The organism is Parerythrobacter jejuensis (assembly GCF_039536765.1).
In the GTDB taxonomy this organism is placed as follows: Bacteria; Pseudomonadota; Alphaproteobacteria; order Sphingomonadales; family Sphingomonadaceae; genus Parerythrobacter; species Parerythrobacter jejuensis.
Map to the genome: position 1 here is coordinate 2,210,991 of NZ_BAAAZF010000001.1, position 21,809 is coordinate 2,232,799.

The 21,809-nt window shown below is 61.0% G+C and carries 11 protein-coding genes; 2 read left to right on the top strand and 9 right to left on the bottom strand.

Annotated elements, in window-relative coordinates; genetic code table 11:
* Window positions 1-71 precede the first annotated feature (71 nt).
* Window positions 72-635: a hypothetical protein gene (locus ABD653_RS10930; protein WP_160778708.1), complete on the top strand. Its 564-nt coding sequence runs from the start codon at window positions 72-74 to the stop codon at window positions 633-635.
* On the opposite strand, the gene ABD653_RS10935 is transcribed toward ABD653_RS10930, so the two are convergent.
* The 6 genes from ABD653_RS10935 to putA all read right to left on the bottom strand — a co-directional run bounded on the left by ABD653_RS10935 (window position 636) and on the right by putA (window position 8,259).
* Window positions 636-1,817 (bottom strand): saccharopine dehydrogenase family protein, encoded by a 1,182-nt coding sequence (locus ABD653_RS10935; RefSeq protein WP_160778709.1) that lies wholly within the window; start codon window positions 1,815-1,817, stop codon window positions 636-638.
* Between the two features lie 77 nt (window positions 1,818-1,894).
* Window positions 1,895-3,079 carry an acyl-CoA dehydrogenase family protein gene (locus ABD653_RS10940; protein ID WP_160778710.1) on the bottom strand — a complete coding sequence of 395 codons (1,185 nt, stop codon included), beginning with the start codon at window positions 3,077-3,079 and terminating at the stop codon, window positions 1,895-1,897.
* A gap of 1 nt (window position 3,080) precedes the next feature.
* Window positions 3,081-3,869: an acyl-CoA thioesterase gene (locus tag ABD653_RS10945; protein ID WP_160778711.1), complete on the bottom strand. Its 789-nt coding sequence runs from the start codon at window positions 3,867-3,869 to the stop codon at window positions 3,081-3,083.
* 10 nt (window positions 3,870-3,879) lie between these two features.
* Window positions 3,880-4,434 (bottom strand): dCTP deaminase, encoded by a 555-nt coding sequence (dcd, locus tag ABD653_RS10950; protein WP_160778712.1) that lies wholly within the window; start codon window positions 4,432-4,434, stop codon window positions 3,880-3,882.
* A gap of 81 nt (window positions 4,435-4,515) precedes the next feature.
* Window positions 4,516-5,043: a hypothetical protein gene (locus ABD653_RS10955; RefSeq protein WP_160778713.1), complete on the bottom strand. Its 528-nt coding sequence runs from the start codon at window positions 5,041-5,043 to the stop codon at window positions 4,516-4,518.
* 57 nt (window positions 5,044-5,100) lie between these two features.
* A complete protein-coding gene (gene putA / locus ABD653_RS10960) occupies window positions 5,101-8,259 on the bottom strand; it encodes a bifunctional proline dehydrogenase/L-glutamate gamma-semialdehyde dehydrogenase PutA (RefSeq protein ID WP_199801094.1) in 3,159 nt (1,052 codons plus the stop codon).
* A 199-nt stretch (window positions 8,260-8,458) separates the two neighbouring features.
* On the opposite strand from putA, the gene ABD653_RS10965 reads away from it, so the two are divergent.
* On the top strand, window positions 8,459-9,361 hold the full coding sequence (locus ABD653_RS10965; protein WP_160778715.1) for an SDR family oxidoreductase: 903 nt from the start codon (window positions 8,459-8,461) through the stop codon (window positions 9,359-9,361).
* 5 nt (window positions 9,362-9,366) lie between these two features.
* On the opposite strand, the gene ABD653_RS10970 is transcribed toward ABD653_RS10965, so the two are convergent.
* The 3 genes from ABD653_RS10970 to ABD653_RS10980 all read right to left on the bottom strand — a co-directional run bounded on the left by ABD653_RS10970 (window position 9,367) and on the right by ABD653_RS10980 (window position 21,778).
* Complete coding sequence (locus ABD653_RS10970) at window positions 9,367-18,231, bottom strand: hypothetical protein (RefSeq protein WP_160778716.1); 8,865 nt, start codon at window positions 18,229-18,231, stop codon at window positions 9,367-9,369.
* A gap of 173 nt (window positions 18,232-18,404) precedes the next feature.
* Window positions 18,405-20,282, bottom strand: coding sequence for an ATP-binding protein (locus ABD653_RS10975; protein WP_160778717.1), 1,878 nt, complete (start codon window positions 20,280-20,282; stop codon window positions 18,405-18,407).
* The gene (locus ABD653_RS10980) at window positions 20,279-21,778 is read right to left on the bottom strand and encodes a hypothetical protein (protein ID WP_344705415.1); all 1,500 of its coding nucleotides are present in this window, start codon (window positions 21,776-21,778) and stop codon (window positions 20,279-20,281) included. The genes ABD653_RS10975 and ABD653_RS10980 overlap by 4 nt, the downstream gene beginning before the upstream one ends.
* Window positions 21,779-21,809 lie beyond the last annotated feature (31 nt).

Genomic DNA, 21,809 nt, shown 5'->3' on the forward strand with positions numbered 1-21,809 from the left:
GTCCAACCCGAGCGTGGGAGGACTGAAAGTTGAAATGTGCTCGCACTTGGGGAGCGGTCGCGGCCGCTTCTATGGCCTTATTCGCGGTTCCGGCACTGGCTGCTGAAGAAGGGGGCAAGGTGCAGGTCGCTCCGCCCGGCTGCTCCTACGGGTCGCCGCATCCCGATGCTCCGCCGGAGCTGGCCCAGTTCGATTTCCTGATTGGGGACTTCACCATTGCTGCGCATGCGCGGCGCAACGGCGTGTGGTCTCCACCGCGCCCGGGACCGACCGCGCGCTGGAACGGGCGCTACATACTCGGCGGGATGGCGATCATGGATGAATGGTACGATCCCGATCCCGGGTTTGATCCATCCTCCCCGCGCGGCGTCAATGTCCGCAGGTGGAACGATGGGTCTGCCGAGTGGGACATGATGTGGGTCCACACGGCCGGGTTTCAGGTGCAGGATCTGCGTGCCAGGATCCTCGATGGGAAGCTGACGATGTGGCAGGTCTATCCCGAGCGGCCCAATTTCCGGGCTTATTTCGAAAGGCTGGGCCCTGACAGCTGGCAGCGGATCGCGCTTGCACCTGACGAGGCGGGTAAGTGGCAACCAACTTTCAAGCTGGTCGCCACTCGTATACCTTGCAATTGATCAGTCTTCGACGGCGAAGCTGATTTCAGCATTCGCCTCGAGACGTTTGACGAGGTCTTCGCCCAGGAAGGAGCCTGGCGTACCCACGCCACCCTCGGCATCGCACTCAAGCAGAGCCATGCCGGTTTCGGCCAGCATACGGCTGGTGGAGCCATAGCCGGGATCGTATTTGCCGATCACACCGTAGCGGATTTCTTCGCCGGCGTCGGTCTTGCCGATGAACAGCACATCATAATGGCCGTTCTCGCGCTCTTCCTTGCTCGGCCCTTCACCGGGCTTCGGCGGCTTGGCACCGAACGGGTTCTTGAGCATTTCAGCGACAGCATTGGCCGCAGCCTTGCCCGCATCACCCGGGCTGGTGAGCATCATCTCGTCATACTTGAAGTCCTCACCATAGGGATGTCCGCGCAGAAAATTGGTCCGGTGGACATTCTTGGTGTTGATCGTCGCCATGATGAATGGCGCGGCCCATTTGCCCGTGTCTTCATCATATTCAGGCAGCAGGCCCGATGGTTGGTTTGGCCCCTCAAAACCGGGAGTGAGGCCGAACGGGCTTTGCAGGATCGGGATTAGACTTGGTTTCTTGGCAACGGATTTCATGGTTGCGGTGAGGCTCGCGGCAGTCCCACCCGAAAACGTCCCAGCCATCGCGCGGACGCGACCTTTGACCTGACTGGCAGGAGCGCCGAAACGCTTCTTTGCTTCCTGCTGGAGCATGAAGACGCCCAAATCGAACGGAATGGAGTCGAACCCGCTGGAAAAGCAGATGCGCGCTCCGCTGGTTTTTGCGCTTTCGTGATGGGCGTCGATCTGCTCGCGCATCCAGCCCGGCTCTCCGCACAAATCGGCATAGTCGGTGCCAGTGGCGACGCAGGTGGCGACCAGTTCATCGCCATAGAGCTGGTAGGGGCCGACCGTTGTCAGAACGACGCTGGTACGCTCGCACATTGCCTTCAGGCTGTCGGGATCGCTTGCATCGGCGACAATCAGCGGCGTGTCGGCGGGGGCGCCGATTTCGTCGCGCACGGCCTCCAGCTTGTCTTGGCTGCGACCGGCCATAGCCCATTTCGGGGCATTCGACTGACCACCATAGTGGCGCACGAAATGTTCGGCGACGAGGCGGCCTGTGTAACCGGTTGCGCCGTAGACAACGATATCGAATTCGCGATTTTCCTTGGGCATCACTTCTCTCCTTTGACGCCTGCATGGGCGCGCCATTCAAGAGAGTCAAAGCCGCTACGGCAAAGCTGTTCCCGCGATCAGAATCCGAATTGGCGACTGGCGAGATCATACATGATCTCCTCCGAGCCGCCGCCTATCGCCATCACACGTACCTCGCGATAGATTCGCTCGACCCGGGCGCCGCGCACGAAACTGGCACCGCCCATGATCTGGCATGCTTCGCGCGCGCAATATTCCATGGTTTGGGTGGCTTGGACTTTCAGCAGAGCAAAGTCGCCCGGGAAGGCACAGCCATCTTGCACGGTCCAGGCGGCATGATCGATCAAGGCCTGTGTCGCATTGATCATCTGCAGCATCCGCGCGAGTTTGTGGCGCACGGCCTGACGGGTCACCAGCGGTTTGCCAAAGGTTTCTCGCTCCCGCGCCCAGTCGAGCGCATCCTCGTAACAGAGCCGCGAATAGGCTGCGGCCTGCTGTGCCATACCCAGCCGCTCGCCGTTGAAATTGCGCATGATCCCGCCAAAGCCCTGGTTTTCGGGCCCGATCAGGTTTTCTGCCGGCACTTCAACATCGTCGAAATGGATTGTGGCGGTATCGGAGGAATGCCAACCCATTTTGTCGAGCTTGGTCCGGCTGACACCGGGGCGATCAGTTTCTACCAGCAGCAATGATACTCCGCCCATTCCATCGCCGCCAGTGCGAACGGCGAGTGTTATGTAATCGGCCCGCATCCCCGAAGTGATCAGCGTTTTGGCGCCATTGACGATATAGCTTGCGCCTTTGCGCTCCGCTCTGGTCTTGAGATTAGCAACATCCGATCCGCCGCCGGGCTCGGTAATGCCGAGGCAGATAATCTTCTCGCCGCTGAGCACTTCAGGGGCAATGCGCTGCTGCAAATCGTCACTGCCCATTGCCACGATCGGCGGCAGGCCAATCCCGTGTGTGAGCAGTGAAGCAGGGATGCCACCGGCACCCGGGCGGCACATCTCTTCAGACTGGACCAGTGAATGGAACGGGTCCCACCCTTTTTCCTCCATCGTACCGCTGCCGCCCAGATGTTCAGGATAGCCGACGCCGATAATTCCCGCCTCGGCGGCCTTGCGATGCAATGCGCGCGGCAGCTCGCCGGCTGTCTCCCACTCATCGACATGAGGCATGATCTCGCGGCTGACGAAGGTCCGCACGCTGTCAGACACGGCCTCGTGCGTTTCGTCATAATGCGGCGAGCGAGCCCGCCATTGGTCGAAGAGCGGGGCTGTCATCTCAACCCTTCAGCATCGGGATGCGCGGGAGTACCCCTGTTTGACTGGAAATCGCCAGCAGCGCGCCATCCTGCGAGAAATGCCGAGCCTGGCCGCTGACGGTGCCGCGATCAAACGCGGCAAGCTCAGTGACGCTTAGAACCCAACCTGGCTCTGCGGGTTGGATGAAGCGGTACATATCATCAAGGCTCGATCCGCCGCGAGTTTCGGGGTGTGCCCCAAGGAAGAAATCGCTGACGATGGCAAGCCAGCCTGCATCCAATGCAAAGCCGTTCAGCGACCGGGACCATACCGCCTCATATCCCTTGTTCGGCTCACGGATGGCGACCCGGCGTTCGAACTGATCCTTCAATCCCCCAGGGGCACTCCAGTCCGGCCCGTCATCAGGGGGGGATTGGTCCGGTGCAGGTACGTCGGGCATGGTGGCAAAGACGCGTTGTTCGGATGGCTCGCGGGCGCCAAGGGCGGCAGATATACGGTGCGTTGGCCGCCCGTTGACCGAGATATTGGCGCGAAACTGCGCCACTGATTGGCCACCCCCGCATTGCTCGCATGTGATCGTCAGCTCTTCTGCGTGCTGGGTCGGGCTGAGGAACTGCGCCTGGGCCCACAGTAGCGGCAATTGGCTTTCCAATTGCATGGCGTCGACGGCGGCTGCAATGGCGACGCCGCCCATCACATGCGGTGCGCCGTCAGGGCCGACAGTCGCAGGTGGCATGACCGGCAGAATATATTGACCGGAGCGTTCGCCCGGCACCACGCGCCAGAACGGATAGCTCGCAATTGTCATGGCCGCTTTCTCATAGTTTGGGCAACGTGACGCCTCGCTGCCCCATATATTTCCCGGCGCGATCCTTGTAGCTTGTCTCGCACCGTTCGTTGCCCTTGAGGAACAGGAACTGGCACGCGCCTTCATTGGCGTAAATCTTGGCAGGCAATGGCGTGGTGTTGGAAAATTCCAGTGTTACATGGCCTTCCCAACCCGGCTCCAGCGGGGTCACATTCACAATGATCCCGCACCGGGCATAGGTGCTCTTGCCGAGGCAGATAACCAGGACATCTTCGGGGATCCGGAAATATTCCACCGTGCGCGCCAGCGCGAAGGAATTGGGCGGGATGATGCAAACATCGGTTTCACGATCGACGAAATTCTTGGGATCGAATTCCTTGGGATCGACCACACTGGAATCGACATTCGTGAAAATCTTGAATTCCGGGGCTACGCGGGCGTCGTAGCCGTAAGAGCTCAGGCCGTAGGAAATGCAGCCATCACGCCGTTGCGCCTCCTCGAACGGTTCGATCATACCGTTCGATTGCGCTGCTTCCCGAATCCATTTGTCGCTGAGAATCGCCATTTGCCTGTGATTCCCGAGTCCCGGGCGCGCGGCAAGCTGGCTGGCAATATTATCCCTACCTCATCAGCCGCACCCGCAGGCTTAGCGGATCGGCGAGGCGCCGAGCGAGGGGTTAAGGCCGGTGATATGATTGAGCCATTTCTTCGGCCGCCGCAGCATCTTCTGGGGGTACTCAACCCGCAGGCCTGCGAGCTCGGCCATTCGACCGACGAAGTGAATGCAATTGCGTGTTTCGAGGCTGTAATAGTCGCCTGGTGCATCACGCCAGCGGATCATTTCGGCCTTGATCCGGCGATATTGGGCGTCGCTGATGGTCAGAGTGAAATGACGGTTGGTCTTGCGGATCATCTTGGGCGTTTCGGTGATGATTGCCTGTTTGACCGGGCCATTGAGGATCGCCGGTGTGGTCTTCTTGGCGGAGAAGCCGAAGTTCTCGTTCACGGCTCTGCCATTGGAAAGCGTGCCTTCCAGCACCACGAAGGCATGCGGGTAGCGCCCGAACAGCACCGAGCCATTGAAGGAATGGAAATGCATCCGGACTTCGGCGAAGGCGGCATGCGACCAAGCCAGCGCGAACACGGCGATGAACAATTTAACAAAACGCGTCATGGCAGGCTTTCTAACGCTCCGATCCCGCAATGATAAGCCCTTCGCGACCGGGAACCGCTATCCCGCCAGCAGCGTGGCATTTCCGCCAGCCGCAGTCGTATCGATGCAGACAACGCGTTCAGTCGCGAAACGCGCGACATAATGCGGCCCGCCGGCTTTCGGGCCGGTACCAGACAAGCCTTCGCCTCCGAAGGGCTGGCTTTCGACGACCGCCCCGATCTGGTTCCGATTGACGTAGAAATTGCCCACGGTGGCGCGTGCTTCGACAAAGCGCCGTGTTGCTTCGAGCCTGCTATGAAGCCCCAGCGTGAGACCAAAGCCGGTTGAATTGATATCGGCAATCACCTTGCCCAGCTCGTCTGCCTTGAATCGGGCGACATGCAGGATTGGACCGAAGTTCTCGCGCCTCAGGTCGAGGATGGAGTCGAGTTCGATGATCGAGGGTGCGACAAAGCAACCCTTGGCCGTGCCGCGCGGCAATTTGCGACGCCACACGATGCGTCCAGCCTTCTTGCGGCGCGCGACATGACGTTCCAGCGCGGCTTTGGCATCGGGGTCGATCACAGGGCCGACATCTGTCGCGAGGTCAGCCGGATCGCCGATCGTCAATGCCTCGAATGCACCGCGGATCATTGCCAGCATTTCGTCGTAAACATCATCCTGGATGTAGAGCATACGCTGGGCCGAGCAGCGTTGGCCGGCGCTCTGGAAGGCGCTGGCGATCACATCGCGGGTCACTTGTTCGGGCAGGGCGGAACTGTCGACGATCATGGCGTTCTGGCCACCCGTTTCTGCGATGAAGGTCGCGATCGGGCCTTCGCGCGCTGCCAGGGTGCGATTGATCGCCTGCGCGGTATCGGTCGATCCGGTAAAGGCGACACCGGCAATGCGCGGATCAGATGTGATCATCTGGCCGACATCGCCGGCCCCCGGCACGAGCTGGAACACCTCTTCGGGAATACCGGCCGCATGACACAATCGGACGGCCAGCGCCGCGATAAGCGGGGTCTGTTCGGCGGGCTTGGCAATGACGGTATTGCCCGCCGCAAGCGCAGCGGCAGCCGGGCCGATAAAGATGGCGAGCGGGAAATTCCACGGGCTGATCGTCGCGAAAACGCCGCGTCCGGCGAGGCCAAGGCGGTTCTCCTCGCCGGTTGGGCCGGGCAACAGGACTGGTGCCGTGAATTGGCGCCGAGCCTCGCCAGCGTAGAAGCGAAGGAAGTCCACCGCCTCGCGCAATTCGAGCACCGCATCGAGCAGCGATTTCCCTGCCTCACGCTGGCACAGCGAGAGAATTTCGTCGGTATGCTCTTCAAAGGTGTCGGCCGCAGCTTCCAGCAGCAGCGCGCGCTTTTCACCGCCCAACGCGTTCCAGCCGGGTTGGATGGCCAGGGCACGGGTGATGGCAGTCTCTACCTCTTCCTGGGTCGAGTCGCGCCGCGTCCCCACTTCATGGGTCAGGTCTTGCGGGGCGTTGATGGGGGCTTCCTCGCCCGCATCGTCAGCCGGGAAGGTCGGACCAGCATACCAACGCTTCGTGGCCAGCGCGCCAAGACGGTCTTCCAGCGGATCGAGCACCAGCGGGTCCGACAGATCAATGCCCGCGCTATTTACCCGGCCCGGGAAAATCGCGACAGGCAGCGGTATCGCTGGATTGCGCTTTGGCTCTAGCGCGGCAAGCTCTGCCACCGGATCATTTGCCAGTGCAGAAGCCGGCACATCGGCATCGGCCATGCGATTGACGAAGGAGCTGTTGGCGCCATTTTCAAGCAAGCGTCGTACGAGATAGGCGAGCAGATCCTTGTGGCTGCCGACAGGCGCATAGATGCGTACAGGGGTCTTGCGGTTGCCTTCCTGCGTGCCAAGTGCCTCGAACAGCTCCTCGCCCATTCCATGCAGCCGCTGGAATTCAAATGCTGCGCTATCTGTTGGGGCGTTGTTGCCCGATGCGGAGGCCGCCTCGGCCAGTGCCTTGATGGCGCCGACAGTGTAGGCGTTATGGGTCGCAAAAGCGGGGTAGATCGCTTCGGGTGCCGCCAGCAACTTTGCTGCGCAAGCGAGGTAGGAGACATCGGTCGCAACCTTGCGGGTGAAGACCGGGAAATCGCTGTATCCGCCGACCTGGCTCAGCTTAATTTCGGTATCCCAATAGGCGCCTTTGACCAGGCGCACCATCAGCCGGCGGTCGTGCCGTCGGGCCAGTTTGATCACCCAGTCGCACAGCGGGGCGGCCCGTTTCTGATAGGCCTGGATGGCCAAGCCGAAGCCTTCCCAATGGCCCGCAAACAGCGCGTCATCCGCGACCAGGCTTTCAATGATATCCATCGAAAGTTCCAGCCGCTCGGCTTCCTCGGCATCGATGGTGAAGTGGATATTGGCATCGCGCGCTTGCACGGCAAGCTCGCGTACAATCGGCACCAGGGCCGCTTTTGCAGCCTGGCCGTGAAAGTGATCGTATTTGGGGTAGAGCGCCGAAAGTTTGACCGAGATGCCCGGGCTGCTTTGCACGGACCCGTCCGCCTCATGTGCCAGTCGCTCGATAGCCCGGGCATAGGCTTCGCGATAGCGTTCCGCGTCGGAAAAGGTCATGGCGGCTTCGCCCAGCATGTCGAAACTGTGGGTCAGTCCCTTGGCCCTCTCGGGTGCGGCGCGTTTGAGAGCTTCCCCGATGGTCCGCCCGAAGACGAACTGCCCGCCCAAGATCTTCATCGCCTGCAAGGTAGCCTTGCGGATCACCGGCTCACCGACCCGGCCAATCGTCCGCTTGAGCGTTGCGCCCATCCCGCGCTGATGCTCTTCGGGCCGTTCCAGCACTTCGCCCGTCATCATCAGCGAGAATGTTGCCGCATTGACGAAGGTGGAGGAGCTTTCCCCGAGATGGTCGGACCAGTCGATATCGCCCAGCTTGTCACGGATCAGCGCATCTGCTGTCTCGCTGTCGGGAACGCGCAGCAAGGCTTCGGCGAGGCACATCAGGGCGATGCCTTCTTCTGTCGCCAGGCCGTAGGTATGGAGAAACGCATCGATCCCGCTCGCCTTGCGGGCGCGGGCCTCTTCGATCAGCTTGCAGGCCAAACCTGCCGACTGGTCGTGTAGCCGCGTAGCAGCGCTCGCCTGGGCCAGCCTTTCCGTTACGCACGGGCCCTCTTCCTGGCGATAGGCGAGACGCAAATTGGTGCGATCGAGCGGTGCGAGCGCAGACACGGATTTGGTCATTGTCTCGGACTGGTTCTTGGACATGGGCGTTCAATCAATTCGTTAGTCGATTCGGATGGCGCGTGGCCCTAATTCGCCCCTGAACCCGGTTTCACCTGTAATCAAGTGAAGTCGCATCCTGCTTTGGTCCACCCCCGTGGACATCGGCCCTTTGGTTGGGCAGTGCAGGCATAAGACTGGCATGAATGGAGAGAGTGCGATGGACGTTTCGAAGCTGATGTATCGCGATGGCTTGATGGATGGCGAACGCATTCTTGTGACCGGCGGCGGCACCGGGCTGGGCCGTGAAATGACCGAGGCTTTCCTCAAACTCGGAGCCACTGTTTACATTTGTGGTCGACGGCAGGGCAAGGCGCAGGACACTGCGGATGAGCTGATGGCGCAGCATGGCGGCAAGGTGGTCGCGCATGGCTGTGACATTCGTGATGCCGATGCGATCAAGGCGATGGTCGATGCGATCTGGGAAGAGGGCGGCGCGCTGACCGGGCTGGTCAACAACGCTGCAGGTAACTTCATCAGCCGGACCGAGGATCTTTCGATCAACGGTTTCAACGCGATTTCCGACATCGTGTTTCGCGGCACTTTCTACATCACCCATGAAGTTGGCACGCGGCTGATCAAGGAAGGCAAGAGCGCCAGTTTCCTGTCGATCCTGACCACATGGGTCTGGAATGGTGGCCCTTTCACTGTGCCCTCTGCGATGAGCAAGTCCGCCATCAACAATATGACCCAGAGCCTGGCGGCGGAGTGGGGCCGTTATGGCCTGCGCTTTAACGCAATCGCGCCCGGTCTTTTCCCGACAGACGGGATGAGCGCACGGCTTTCGCCCGATGGGCGGGGAAACAACTCAAACGATCGCGCCAATCCGATGGGGCGGCATGGCGAAATGCATGAACTGGCGAACCTTGCGGTGTTTCTTATGGGCCCCGGCGCCGAATGGGTGAACGGGCAGACCATCGCGATCGACGGAGCCGGTTATCAAGCGACAGGTGGCAATTTCTACCACACACTGGCACCGCTGGGTGACGAAGAATGGGCCAAGATGCGCGACATGATCAAAGGCACGAACGCCAAGGACAAGGCTGACCGGACGGTGGGCTAGGCCCTTTATCGGAAAGCGATGGAGCCGAACTTGTCGTGGCCCACTGCGTGCACGACAAGGGTCGGGATTCCGAATATGCGTCGGACGGATTCAAGATGTTTCCTGCACGCGCCACAAGCAATCCGGTCAACATATAGCTCCACGACGTCAGGCATGTCGCCGCCATTGGCGCGCCACATAGCCAGGATGGCATGAAATTCGGCGTGGTCCTTGAATTCGGTCGCGCCGGCATATTCGAGGTCGGCCAGTCGATTGCTTGAGATGAAACTCGCTCCGGCGCTCTCATCAAGAACCGTCAGGCTCGGCGCGAACTGATTGTTCACACCCAGATACATCTGATCCTGGTCCAGCGCTGGCTTGGTCCCGTCGGTTGCCAATGCGATCGTTCCATAGCTATCCGCTTCGCCATAGTCGGAATAGCCGAACAGATTACGCAGTTCGTTGATGTCGTCTTGGCGTGCCTGCTTTATGGCTGCGGCGACGAAGGGAAGCAGCGGGTTCGAATCTTGACCAAGCAGACTCCACGCGGCGGATACCGGGACCCTGATGGTTTGCAAATCACCATCGACAGTCACCTCGACGTCGACGGCGCCTCTTACAACTTTCTTGACCAGGCCTTGCAGGTTCTCGGACGCATCAGTCGCGTCGAGGAAATCCCGTCCGATCGTGACATGCGTGTCGGTGTCATCCGAAATACCAAGCAGGTGCCGAATAAGCTCCGGTGCCAAGTCCTGTGCCACCAGTTTGGTATGATCGATGTCCTCGGAACTGATCAATTGCCGGATCAGACTTGGCGTCTGCTCGCTGCCCACACCTCCATCGGCAGTGTCGGCAGTTGGAGTATCTGTAGATTGTGAATCGGGGCCGATAATCAGCTTGAGGGCTGCTGCCTGACTCTGCGGAAGGCCGGAGAGCGGATCGATGTCGCTATTCTGTCCGATGGATGGGAAATCTGATCCTGCCTCGAATGCCTGGGCAACAATGGCCGCTTCCAGGCTCTTCTTATAACGGGCAGGCCACATATGCTCGCCGGTGCTTTTGACGCCAAATATCTCGTCGCTCTGTCCTTCGGCGAACTTGAATTTCCGGGCGCTCGCGGAACGACGCAAGAACTCTCGCAACTCGGGCAGTATATTGGCCAACGTATCGGCGTCTGCGTCAATCTCTCCAGCTTTGACCTTTTTGGCGAAATTTCGAAGCGCATCGCGGAAACTAGCATCAGCGTCGATATCGGTGGATGTTGCGCTTCCGCCCTCCTGTTCGGCGGTTGCTTCTGCGTCCTTGCCTGCAAAAGCTGTCCGGATGGCTTCGAGTTCATCAGCCTCGACAACCCGTGTTACGAAGCTGTCGACAAACCCCTCATCTGTCGTGTTGGGCAGTCGCGTTGAGTCTGTCTCAATGTCGGGCGTACCGCTGCTTACCTCGATGTCGGCTTGCATAACGCGGCGGTACCGCTTCTCGAAGACCGCAAGGGCCAGGGCAAGCCTTGCATCGGTCAATTCGAAGCCGAACCGGGAAGAAAGCCGCTCTTTCAGAGCAGTCCAATGCGGTGTCGTCTTGCCCGAAAGACCCTGCAAGAAGTCTGTCATTGCCGTATCCGAGCCACTTTGCGACGTCAGTAGCAGAGTGCGAAAATCATCAGCAGATTCGCCGAGCCAGCGCCCGATGCGACGGTCGAAGGCTTCGAAAAGCGCGCGCTCCTTGGGCGTCAGTTTGGCCGTGACTGCCGCTTTCTGATCATCCCACGAACGCTTCGGCGCGCTTGCATCACTCCCTTCCTCGCTGGCGAAACCTCGCGACCGGACATGCTGCTGGTTCAGCACCTCGGCGAGCCTGGTCGATTTTACCGCTGCCTGGTCGGTTGCCCCTCCGGCGAACTGGCGCCCGCTGGTGAGGGTGCCTCCAAGGTCTCCGAACACGATGTCTGGCCGCGCTTGCGGCCCCCCAAGACTGTCGAGAAAGGCCTGAAACAGAATTCCGCGAGCTTCGCCATCGAATGTGCCAAAGGGCAGATCCGCGCCCGGCGGCTGGGCCATGATCCGCTCGAGTTCACTTGGCTTGATCCGCATTTTTCCAAGAAGCTGGCTGTTCTCCTGTACGAACCGCTCGAACGCCGCGCGATGTGCACCGCCAGGTGAAACATCGACGACCTCCCCTAGATCGCGTCCCCGGACAATGTACGGAACCACTGCGCCCGTTGCTTCGCGATCGCTGGGGCCCTTGGGCTTGGTGTAGACAAATGCGCTCTCGAGATGCTGCGTCACATACAGGCCATCGGCGAAGTCATCAGTCGCGCCGCCAGGGCGCCTGCTCATGTCGATTCCGCCTTCGATAATGCTCCTGGCACGGGTGTCCGTCGCGCCGTGGAAAAGCATGAGCAGTGGTTCGCCGGGGCTCAGTTCACCCCGCTCAACCAAGTCCCGACGGGTCGCTCCGAGCACCTGATCTGACAAGAGACGGCGGGTATCGATATCGATGGTCTCATCATTGATCACTGCGTGGAGGCGGATCATGCTGTCGGCATCGCCGACCAGGCCTAACGCTTTGAGCGTGTCATCAAAATCACGCATGCTGGCGCCGGAGTCGGCGGCGCGGCGCATGGCGGTGGCGAGCGCGAGGACTTCGTCCCTGTCGGCCGACCCTAATTGACGCTGGTGGACGGGATCTTCGCCTCCGATCAGGCTGCGAGAGATGTGGCGACCGTCCGGATGGCCTTCGCCCAAGAAGCTCGTCGTCTGAATCCGCTCCCGATGCCGGCCCAAGAAGCGTTGGTTGCCAGTTTCTTGAGCTGCAAATTGCGCGTATTCGCGGGCACTCGAGAATTCCTTCTTGACGACCTGCCGCGCCCGGGGATCGTAGAAGGTAAGTTCCATGTGATGGCGACCATCCTCGCGCGGAGTAACGCGAAAGACTGTTTCCAGGTCCTGGTTTCCGATGCGGACATCAATAGTAGTGGCGAATTCGCCTGCCGCTCCCATGCGACTGGCGGAAAGACTCAAAATCGCATCGGACACGAAGTTGGTAACATCAGCCCCAATCCCGCTGGGCAGGATATTGGTCAATTGACCGATCGGATCGCCGGATTCGATTGTTGGGTGGGCATGACGTTTCATGACCCAATTCGCGGCAGGCTGCGGGTGGTGTACCGAGAATGCTGCCCCTTGGACTACGGCGTATTGTCCGGTTTTGACATTGAACGCGAGCCCGACCTCAAGCTTGGGATTGTGTGCGCGTAACGCGTGATAGTTCCTCAACGCCACTGAGTGGTCTGTTGGTGGTGCGCCGATAATTTCAGTCCGCGCGGGGAACGTGGTTCCCGCTAATACAGCCGGGTCGGTTAGGTCGGCGACGATTCTGGCGGCAATGTCCTTGCCATTCCGTGTGTGAGCAGGACGGAGGGTCTGCACCAATTGCGGCTCGGTGGCACCATCGCCCAGATCGAGTTGGGTAGTCGACCCTTCCAGAATCCCTCTGTCGTGACCCAATGGCTGGCCAGCCAGATCAAGGCTGCCGGTGCTATCATCCGGCCCGGCAAATCGGGGAATGGCTGGCAGGCCATCTGTGCCAATATATTCGACATTGTCATCGCCCATCGCTGGTGGCTGGAGGTCACGCAGCGCTTTGGGCAGGGATGAGTCCCCGTCCTCACTGGCAAACCCTGCGTCCCGAAACGCATGCGGGTCGTCCGGTGCAGCATTATCGTTCGCCGCCTCAGCCTCCATGGCGCGTCTTTGTTCGGCCCAGCCTTGGTCTTCGTTCCAGCGATGCTCGGCTGCGTCGCCTTTGACGAACCGGCGTCTCGCTCCTTCGGCAACGCCTTCGGCGCTGCTCTGGAATGCATTTTGCAAGCCAGCCCAGAACATTTCTTCGGCAAATGTCGCAGCCGTGATGCGCTTGTTGAGCAGGAAGCGGTCGTAGCCCAGTTCGAGGCCTTTGCTGAGCGAGCCGCTCAAGCCGCCGGACAGACTACGGTTGAGGATGTCCATGTAGCCGCGGCTGGAAAACGCTTCGGCGTTGCGAAAGATGAACTCTGCCATCTCGTCATCCGAGATGTTCATTTGCCGGGCCAGGCGCTGGGCCCGGTCGCGTCCCAGTCGATTGAGGATCTGCCCTCCGCCACGCATCGCAGCTTCGGTGATGCCGGCTCCCGCTGCCCCGCTCAGGAATCCGCGACCGAAACCATGTGCGACATTTGACCAGTAATCCTCGCTGTTCTTGAAACGCGGGTCCATTGCAGCTGCGGTTGCACCGGAGGCGCCGCCAGAAAGGCCGCCAACGACCATATTTTGCCACATCTTGGGTTGCGCCAGTTGGCCACCGGCTCTTGCGATATCGTCCGCAGCGCCGGCCGCTCCGCCAACGAGGCGCGCTGCATCATCCACTTTGTCGGCACCGCGCACAGCCAGCGAGAGCGCTTCCTCCGACATCCGCCAGCTCTTGGACAGTGCGCCCAGGGCTGCCCTGCCGCCAGCTTGCCCGGCGGTAGCCGCGCCGCGCAAATAGACAGTCGCTGCGCCGCCCAGGCCGGCAGTCGCTGCCGAGACGATATTGGTGGCGAGATCGGTCAGCATCTGGTCCTTGCTGTACCGGTTGCCCTTGATCATCATGGTCGTACCCATGGCCAGCACGCCGGCGCCCATGGTGACCAGCATCGGAATCCAGATCGAGGCTGCCGCTCCGCCGGTAAGGAAGGTGGTCACGATCGCAGCGGTCATGACGATCGCAGTAGCGATGTAATTGGCCACCCGATCGACGGCCTGGGTGTAGTTGTCCGAATAGAACCGGGCGAGACCCATCGCCGCGTTGAAGTCTCCTGCTGTCGTGCCCTCCGGTGGATCGAAGCTGCCATCCGGATTGAAATTGCCGGCAATGACGGGCTGACCGGTGGTCGGGTCGGTCGCTGTGATGCGGCCCATCGAGTCGAGCTCGATATCGTCCGTCCCCATCATAATCCGCAAGCGGTTGGCGTTTTCGACCAGGTCAGAATACTCGCGATAGGCGAGGGCCTGACCTGCAAATGTCGACTGCTCGATTTGCATGTCCATCGTGCGCTGCGCGATGTGACCAGCCTCGTACTCGTTCTGAGGTACGCCGTTCATCAGCAGCTCGAGCTCGTTAGCCTCGTCGCCGCTAAAGGCTGCACTCCAGTTGTAATTGGCACCGCGTGCCGCGTTCAGCGCGATACCGGTCGGGCCCAGAAGAACGGGCAAGAGATAATCTGTGGCACTGAAGCGGTGCTCGCCCAGACCCATCGCTTCTTCAAAACTGGGGCCGCCCGGATGGGCAGTGTTCCAATCGCGCATGAGAGCGTCGATCTCGGTCCGGTCCATCCGCGAGAGTTGGGTCCGCGCAACATCAAAGTTCTCGTTGGCGATGGCGTATTCCATCGTCGCGACGGGGTCGCCCCGCGCGTTGTTGACCCACCCGTTCATCATGTCGCGGGCATTGGCGTCGTCTTCGAAAGCACTGTTGATATGGCCCGAAATCTCGGCCTGGACGTCCTCGGTCGAGGGCGCATCCTGCAAGCTCATGCCCTGACTGTCGGCGCTATATTCGGCGTAGAGCGCAAAGATGCGTCGCCGCTTTTCTTCTGCAGTTTCCAGGCCGCTCTCGCGGGCCTGCGCGTTGTACCCGCCCATGCGCACCGCGTCGGCACCGGAGGGCTGGAGGACGCGTTGCATCACCTCGGGCCGGGGATCTCCGCGGCTGCGATGGGTTTCCGCGTAAAGCTCGGCAGCCAGCGCTTCTTCGCTGTCAAAGCCATGCGTCATACCCATTTCGATTACGCGGGCATATTCGGGGTCGAATTCCTGGGTATACTGCTCCCAAGTGTAGTGCCCCAGGCGTTCGTCATAGACGCGGCGGAATCTGTCGCGGCTCGCCGTGGCATAGTTCATCAGGGTGGAGCCGGGATCCTCGCTCGTTGTGGCGGCCCCCCGGCGCGCTTGCTGCGACACACCCCGCAGTCCGGCAAATGCGGTTTCGGTTTCGCGGAAACTGCGCTGGCTACGCTGTTGCTGGACCTCGCCATGCTCGAGTTCGAAAAGATCGCGCCTTTGCCTCCCAGCGTCAGCTTCTGCCGCCCAGCTGCCAGCGCTCTGTTCGGCAGTGCGGATCGCCTCCATTACTTTCTGGCCGCCTTTTTCGCCGATCCCTTCTTCCCAGCGCAGACGGTCGACTTCGCGGCGTAACTCGGTGGCCCGCACCGCTTCCGCCCCACCGCTCATCATCAAGTTGAAACGTTCCAGCTCCTCGCGGTTCATGCCCGAACGCAGTTCCTTGAGCTGACTTGGTGGGGCGGCGCGCAAGGCCTCCAATTGGCTCGGCGTGAGATTGTTCATCACCGATTCCATGGTGGCGCTGTCGTTCCAGCCGACCATCGCTGCAGTAAGCCGATTGATTGCAGCGCCGGTAACATCGCCGTCGAGTGAGTCGTTGAATGTCTTGATCTTGGCATCCATGGTGGACGGCCAGGAAAGCTCGTTCATCACCCAGTGTCGGAATGTCCTGCGCAGACCCCAACCGCGGCTATTGGTGCCAAAAAAGCGTTCGAAGAACTGACCATGGGTCGCTGTTATTCCTTCGACCTTGCCCAGTATGGCGTCGATATCTGCATTCAGATAGACGTCGAGCAACGTGTTGATTTGCGAGCCGCGTGTCGTCAGCCCTCCTGGCACTTTTTCCTTGGCGTCAGTCACCAGTTTTTCCATCACGTCATGCGTCATGGGGCTCTGCGAGATATCGCGCATTCGATCGGCGTAGCCGGTGGGCGATAGGGGATCAGCAGGCATGCTCATGCCGGGATCGACCGACATTGAGCCGTCGGACGTACCGGTGTTTGGTTCACTGGACGAGGTGGCATCGCTCGACTGGCTGCTCGTGGCGCCCTCATCCTCGGGTATGGATTGGTTGGTTTCCTCTCCGCCACATCCGTCGCAGGTTTCCGGGGGAGGAGGCTGTGGTGCGGGTGTACGCTCCGCTTGCGAATCGCCTCCTTCTGCTCCTGGCCCCGCAGTGGAACGCTCCGTGCTTTGATATTGCGCGGTGGAGGAGTCACCTCCTTCCTCGCCACCTCCGCCCGGGGAGCGGTTGGAGGTCCCTGTCATCGCAACATCGACGGCATATCCCGCCTGGTCGATCGCGGCATGCATGCGCTGCACGGCCTGAGTGTATCCCTCATCGACATCAGGCAGGAAATTCTCGGCGGTTTCGGCGAAGCTCTTCGTGATCGGCCGCAGATCGGACATGGCCTTGCGGACCTGTTTCGAGACACCTTCCCCGGCCTGGGCAATGGCTTCGCGGCGTTTGGATCGGGCTTCGTCAAGCTGGTCTGACCGGAGGCGGCCCGCTTCCACTGCCCGTTCGATCAGGGCTTCCTGGACTGTTAGGATCGAAGCTTGCGCAAGATCCGGCTCGCTCTCCAGAATGCCGGCTACCTGGGATAGTAAGCTATCGGCGGATTCCATCGCTTGTTGTGCGAACTGGATTGGCGTCAGACCTTGCGCTTCGGCGGTCTCGATCAGCCTTTGCCGGATGCCGTCGGCCGATGCCGGCAATGCGTCACGGTTTGCCTCCAGACGGTCAATTATGGCCTGAACCTGAGCCGAAGCTTGAGCGGCCTCAGCGTCTTCTTCCGCCTCAGCTGTTTGCTGCAGAATATCGCGCATACCATCATGGCCAGCGACCAGATTTTCGTCAGCGCTCTCCCCAGCTTCGAGCGCGCTCTCGCGCAGGCTCGCGACCGTTTCGTTCAGGCTTGAAAGACTGCTGGCCAGCAGCTCGTCGACTTGGCGAGGGCCTAACTCGGCCACTTGATAGACGAAGCCGGCGATACCCGCGATCCCGGAATCGATCTTGCACGGGATGCAGCGGAAGCTGGCGATCAGCGTATTGGCGATCTGCTCGTAATTATCGGCGATTTTCTGCTTCACGAGATCGGCCCTGCCTGGCACGAATTCTATGATCGCTTCTTTCGTGGCAGTCGTCAGCAGGGCCCCGTAACCAGACGGCCCCTCGTTGAGGTGATCAAGCGCGCTCCAACCGGTATCGATGCCGCGAACGACAACATCTTCTAGGTTGGCCGATTGCGGATTCTGCCTCAGATTCTCCATCGCATCGCTGGCGGCGCGACTGTTGTCATACAGCAGTTGCTCACCTTCGATAATGCGCGAAATCAGGCTGGCCCGCTCCTGTATTACCGGATCAAGATCTCGGTCATATGCATCCTTGCGCTCACGCAGCGAACGCTTGGCAGCGGAGGCCGCGCTTTCGAAGTCGCTCGCCATGCGGGCACCCGACATGTCGAGATGGAACAACCAGCCGTCCACCGAGCTCGACAGGTCCCGCCGGGCCAACACCAGATCGGTCGACAGAGTCCTCAGGTTCAGGTCCAGCGATTGCTGGCGCTCCTGGTGCTGTGACCTCAGGAAACTGGCCGTCTCGCGCTCGACGCTGCGCGTCTCTCGATCCAGCGATGTCATTGCCGCACGGACCGAGGCAACTGCATTCGAGAAGGCACCGCGAAAGTCGGGCAGGTTGCCGACTTCGTCATCGCTGTTCTGCGTCAACTTGGCAGGGTCCACACCCAGGCTGGATGCAGGCGGTGCCAGAGCGGAGGAAAGTTTGAGCGACGCCACCTTGCTCAGGACAAGAAGGGGCCCCTGTTCAGGACGGCTATCTTGCTGAAACGCATTGAAGATGATCTGGTTCGGACCGTCGCCTTGCGCGATGACCCCTCCGCGGCGGCCGGAACGCCGTTGTCTCTGCCGAGGGGGCTGCTCCTCTTGCGCCGGAGGTTCAAACGCGGCCTGGATCGCCGGGTCATGCAGCGGATCGTATCCATAGGCGGCATAGAGAGACTCGGTTGACACGCCTTGTTGCAGGTAGCCGGCAGTCCCGCCACCTGACCCCGTCGTACTACCATGGCGCTCCGTCCGGGCGGGGGCAGATGATTGTGGTGCGCCTCCGCTCCTAGTTGCATTGCTGGTGCCGGAAGAGGTCGGAGCCCTGCCCGGGCGGGAGCGCGATGCAGAGCGGGGCCGATTCATGATTCCAGTGTCGGGAAAATTTCAGGCGTGGCGCGCCCCAGCTTCTCCAATTCATCCGCTATCGCGCTGAAGAGGTCAGCCCGGTTGATCGCCCGCTCTTCTATTCGGGCCCGGATCGCCGCGCCCAGTACGACATTGCGGATATGGCCTCCTGCAAGATCCAGTTCTCGCGCCAGAATGTCGATATCGGCACCGGTGAGGGAATGATGATCCCCCAGGTGCGAAAGCCATAGCTGGCGTCTCGCCGCTGCGTCCGGCAACGGGAATTCAAGGATGGCGTCAAGGCGCCGGACAAATGCGCTGTCAAAGCGGTCGCGGCTGTTTGTGGTCAGTAATGCGATACCTTCAAAATCCTCGATCCGCTGGAGCAGGAAATTGGTTTGTGCATTGGCGTGCCGGTCATTGCTGTCGCTGACATCCGTGCGGGACCCGAACAGGGCGTCGGCTTCGTCGAAGAACAGGATCGCATCGCTCGTTTCTGCGGCCGAAAGCAATTGCGACAGGTTCTTCTCGGTCTCGCCAATCCACTTGCTGCTCAGGGCTGCCATATCGACCCGGTAGAGCGGAAGGCCGAGCCGGGCGCTGAGCCAAGACGCGGCCAGGGTTTTGCCGGTACCGGATTCGCCTGTGAACAGGGCGCGGACACCAGGGCGATAGCGTGCCGTCAATGCCGGCCCAAGATTGTCGCTCAGTCTTTCGCGCAGCAGGATCCGCTGCTCGACTTGGCGCAGGGAGTCGCGCAAATCGGGCGTTGCGATAAGCGCGTCTTCGGGAATATCGGCAGATTTGCACCGCTGGGCGAGCAAGTCGAGCGCCGGGGTTGTATGCGCAATTGCACACCCTGGATCGGCTTGGCTCTCCATCGATCGTGCCGCGCGGGCGATTGCTCCGGCACCCTGCCGGTACCGATTGGCAAGCGACACGGCCTCTGCGGCAGGGTATCCCCAATCCTGCCAGACCTGCTCGCGCTCATGGCAATCGAGCGCGCCGCCCTGCCATGTGCGGATCGGCCGCGCACAATCGATCTTCCCGTCGAGCCCGGATACGATGATGCAAGGTGTGTGGGCACACACTTGCTGGGGGAAAGACCAGTGTTCGCCGACCCCCAGATCGACGCTGATGATGGGCAATGCCCGGCGCAAATGCAGCCATGCGGGCGGCGCGGGGGCCGCGGAGTCGATGACCACCGGCTCCTCTTGACGCCGGGCCGCCAATTGGTGGGCAAAGGCTAGGGCCTCTTCCCGATCGGCATTGGCAACGTGGAGGACACGGCCTGTCCCGCCTGATAGCCAAGTGCTCAAGTCTGCCATCTGATCGCGCTGAGCGGGCGCAAACTTGACCGAGAGCGGATCAAGCGGGTTAGCGAAGCTTTCCTTGCGGGGATGCCCACCAACCGCCGCCAGCATAGCCTGTGGCATGACAAGGCCGCGCTCGCACAGGACTGCGTCCTCTGTCCCGACATCCAGCAAGCCGGATGCGACCGCACCCCCACCGGCCAGTTCGAGGATGCCTGCGTCATCCAGCCCGAAGGCCGATGCGAGGAACCCGATCAGGATATGCCCCTTGCCAAGCGGTTCCTGGAAACGGGCAATCTGATGCGCGAAATAGGGATCGGTCTCGACCCTGTAGGCGAGAGCGGCGGCGAGCAATTCCGGATCACCGAAGCCGAAAGCACTTTGCAACGCCAACAATCGGCTGTCGCGCTGCGAGGGGTTGCGGGCGATGGCGGCGATTTGCCCGCCCAAGCCCGTCGGATCGAGCGGTCCGCTCGTATCGTTCGCTATTCCTGCCGGTACAGGGCTTGGCGCCAATGCCAGAAGATATCTCTCGGCCAGTCCGGCAAGGCTTGGTCGCGTCTCGGCACGCGCGTTCATGCCAAATGCTCCTGCTGGTCGGCACGCGCGCGATAGTCATAGCGCAGTGACATGCCGAGCCATGGCGTCCAGCCCGGATCGACATCAAGGGCATGGCGGCGCAAGCCCAGTTGTATGGCGGAGAGCGGGAAACGGCAGCGCCAGGTTTCATCCTCCAGCACCAATTCGCCCGGCATATGCGCGAGATCATGCAAGCGCAGCAATGCTGTGTGCCGCAACCAGCGATCCAGCCCTTTGCGCCATACCGCCTCGGCATCGTGCCATGGCCGCGTTGGCGGGCGGGTATTCAACTGGAATTCGCTGCCGAACACGGCGGCTAGAGCCTCCACGCTGTCCGGCTGATAACGGGCGACAAGCCCGACAAGGAACTGCCGTGCGAAGTCGCCTAGTCGGAGGTCTTCGTTGCGATCGAGCCACGCCGGAAAATCGAGTCTGACGAGCGAAGGAATGACGAGGAGCAAACCCGCACCGGTAACGGTCTGTAGGTGATCGAACGAAGATTGCTCCTGGCTCGTCTCCGGGTGGGATTGGATTGTGTGGAATTCCTGCCGAGTATCATGCGCGTTCGATGCTTCGCTTTGGTCAACACCTTCTTCAACTGGAAGCTCACGCGCCTCGGCAATGGGCGAAGGCTTTGTGCTGGCTACTCCTTCCGGGGGTCGTGGCCTTGGGCCCGATCGCGTTTCAACGTGCTCTTCGTTGCGGCGCCTTTCGTCGCGGACCTGTTTGAGAATTACTTGCACCACAGGCCCCGCAGGCTGGGAGTATTCCAACAGATCCGGCCTCAGTTTCAGGACTTGCAGCTTTATCGCGGCGATCAGCACAGGTTCGCTCTGCTCCGGAGAAATGGTGGCCTTCCTTGCGAGTGCCTGAATCTCAGGGCTCTTGGCGACTTGCCCGAAGATGGGGGCGGATGGCCCGTGGTCCGGATCAGCAATATCAGCGGTGGAGGCCGCGACCCTTTCCGGCTGACGCGCGAGGCTCACGACGTGTTGCTGCGGGGCCAAGGGCGACGGCGCGGCTGCATTTTCCGCGACAAGCCGCGCGATCGGCTCCAACCCAGCCGTCACAATGGCACGCGTGAAGGCGGCGGCGAGCAACCCAGCATCCTGGCCCGGTACGGAAATGGAAGCGAATATGGTTTTCGCAGCGGCGCGCGGCGTGGGTTCAAGCCATTGCGGACCAAGGATGCTGCGCCAGAACCATCCGGTGACGGGCTTGCCCAATGCCATCATGGCCAGGAAAGTGGCCCGTGCTTCGGTGATGTCGTTGAAATAGACGGCATTCGCACTGTGGCTGGCGGGCGTCGCGCCATGGACTGCCCCCGCTAAAACCGGCGACAAAGCATCCGAGAATTGCCGTGCTAGCCGCATTTCCAATGCCGGGACGGCCTGCCCATGTGGTGCCTTGCGATATTTCAGGCCATCCAGCTTGCGGACAGCGAAGACCTTGTGATCGGGAATGCTGGCCTGGGCCAGAGCACGCTCCAGACGCATTTGTGCCCCGAAATGCGAGTCTCTGCGCGCG

Excerpts from the sequence above, each read along its gene's own strand:
- ABD653_RS10930 (WP_160778708.1), top strand. The coding sequence starts at position 72 with ATGGCCTTATTCGCGGTTCCGGCACTGGCTGCTGAAGAAGGGGGCAAG.
- ABD653_RS10935 (WP_160778709.1), bottom strand. The coding sequence starts at position 1,817 with ATGCCCAAGGAAAATCGCGAATTCGATATCGTTGTCTACGGCGCAACC.
- ABD653_RS10940 (WP_160778710.1), bottom strand. The coding sequence starts at position 3,079 with ATGACAGCCCCGCTCTTCGACCAATGGCGGGCTCGCTCGCCGCATTAT.
- ABD653_RS10945 (WP_160778711.1), bottom strand. The coding sequence starts at position 3,869 with ATGACAATTGCGAGCTATCCGTTCTGGCGCGTGGTGCCGGGCGAACGC.
- dcd (WP_160778712.1), bottom strand. The coding sequence starts at position 4,434 with ATGGCGATTCTCAGCGACAAATGGATTCGGGAAGCAGCGCAATCGAAC.
- ABD653_RS10955 (WP_160778713.1), bottom strand. The coding sequence starts at position 5,043 with ATGACGCGTTTTGTTAAATTGTTCATCGCCGTGTTCGCGCTGGCTTGG.
- putA (WP_199801094.1), bottom strand. The coding sequence starts at position 8,259 with ATGACCAAATCCGTGTCTGCGCTCGCACCGCTCGATCGCACCAATTTG.
- ABD653_RS10965 (WP_160778715.1), top strand. The coding sequence starts at position 8,459 with ATGGACGTTTCGAAGCTGATGTATCGCGATGGCTTGATGGATGGCGAA.
- ABD653_RS10975 (WP_160778717.1), bottom strand. The coding sequence starts at position 20,282 with ATGAACGCGCGTGCCGAGACGCGACCAAGCCTTGCCGGACTGGCCGAG.
- ABD653_RS10980 (WP_344705415.1), bottom strand. The coding sequence starts at position 21,778 with ATGCGTCTGGAGCGTGCTCTGGCCCAGGCCAGCATTCCCGATCACAAG.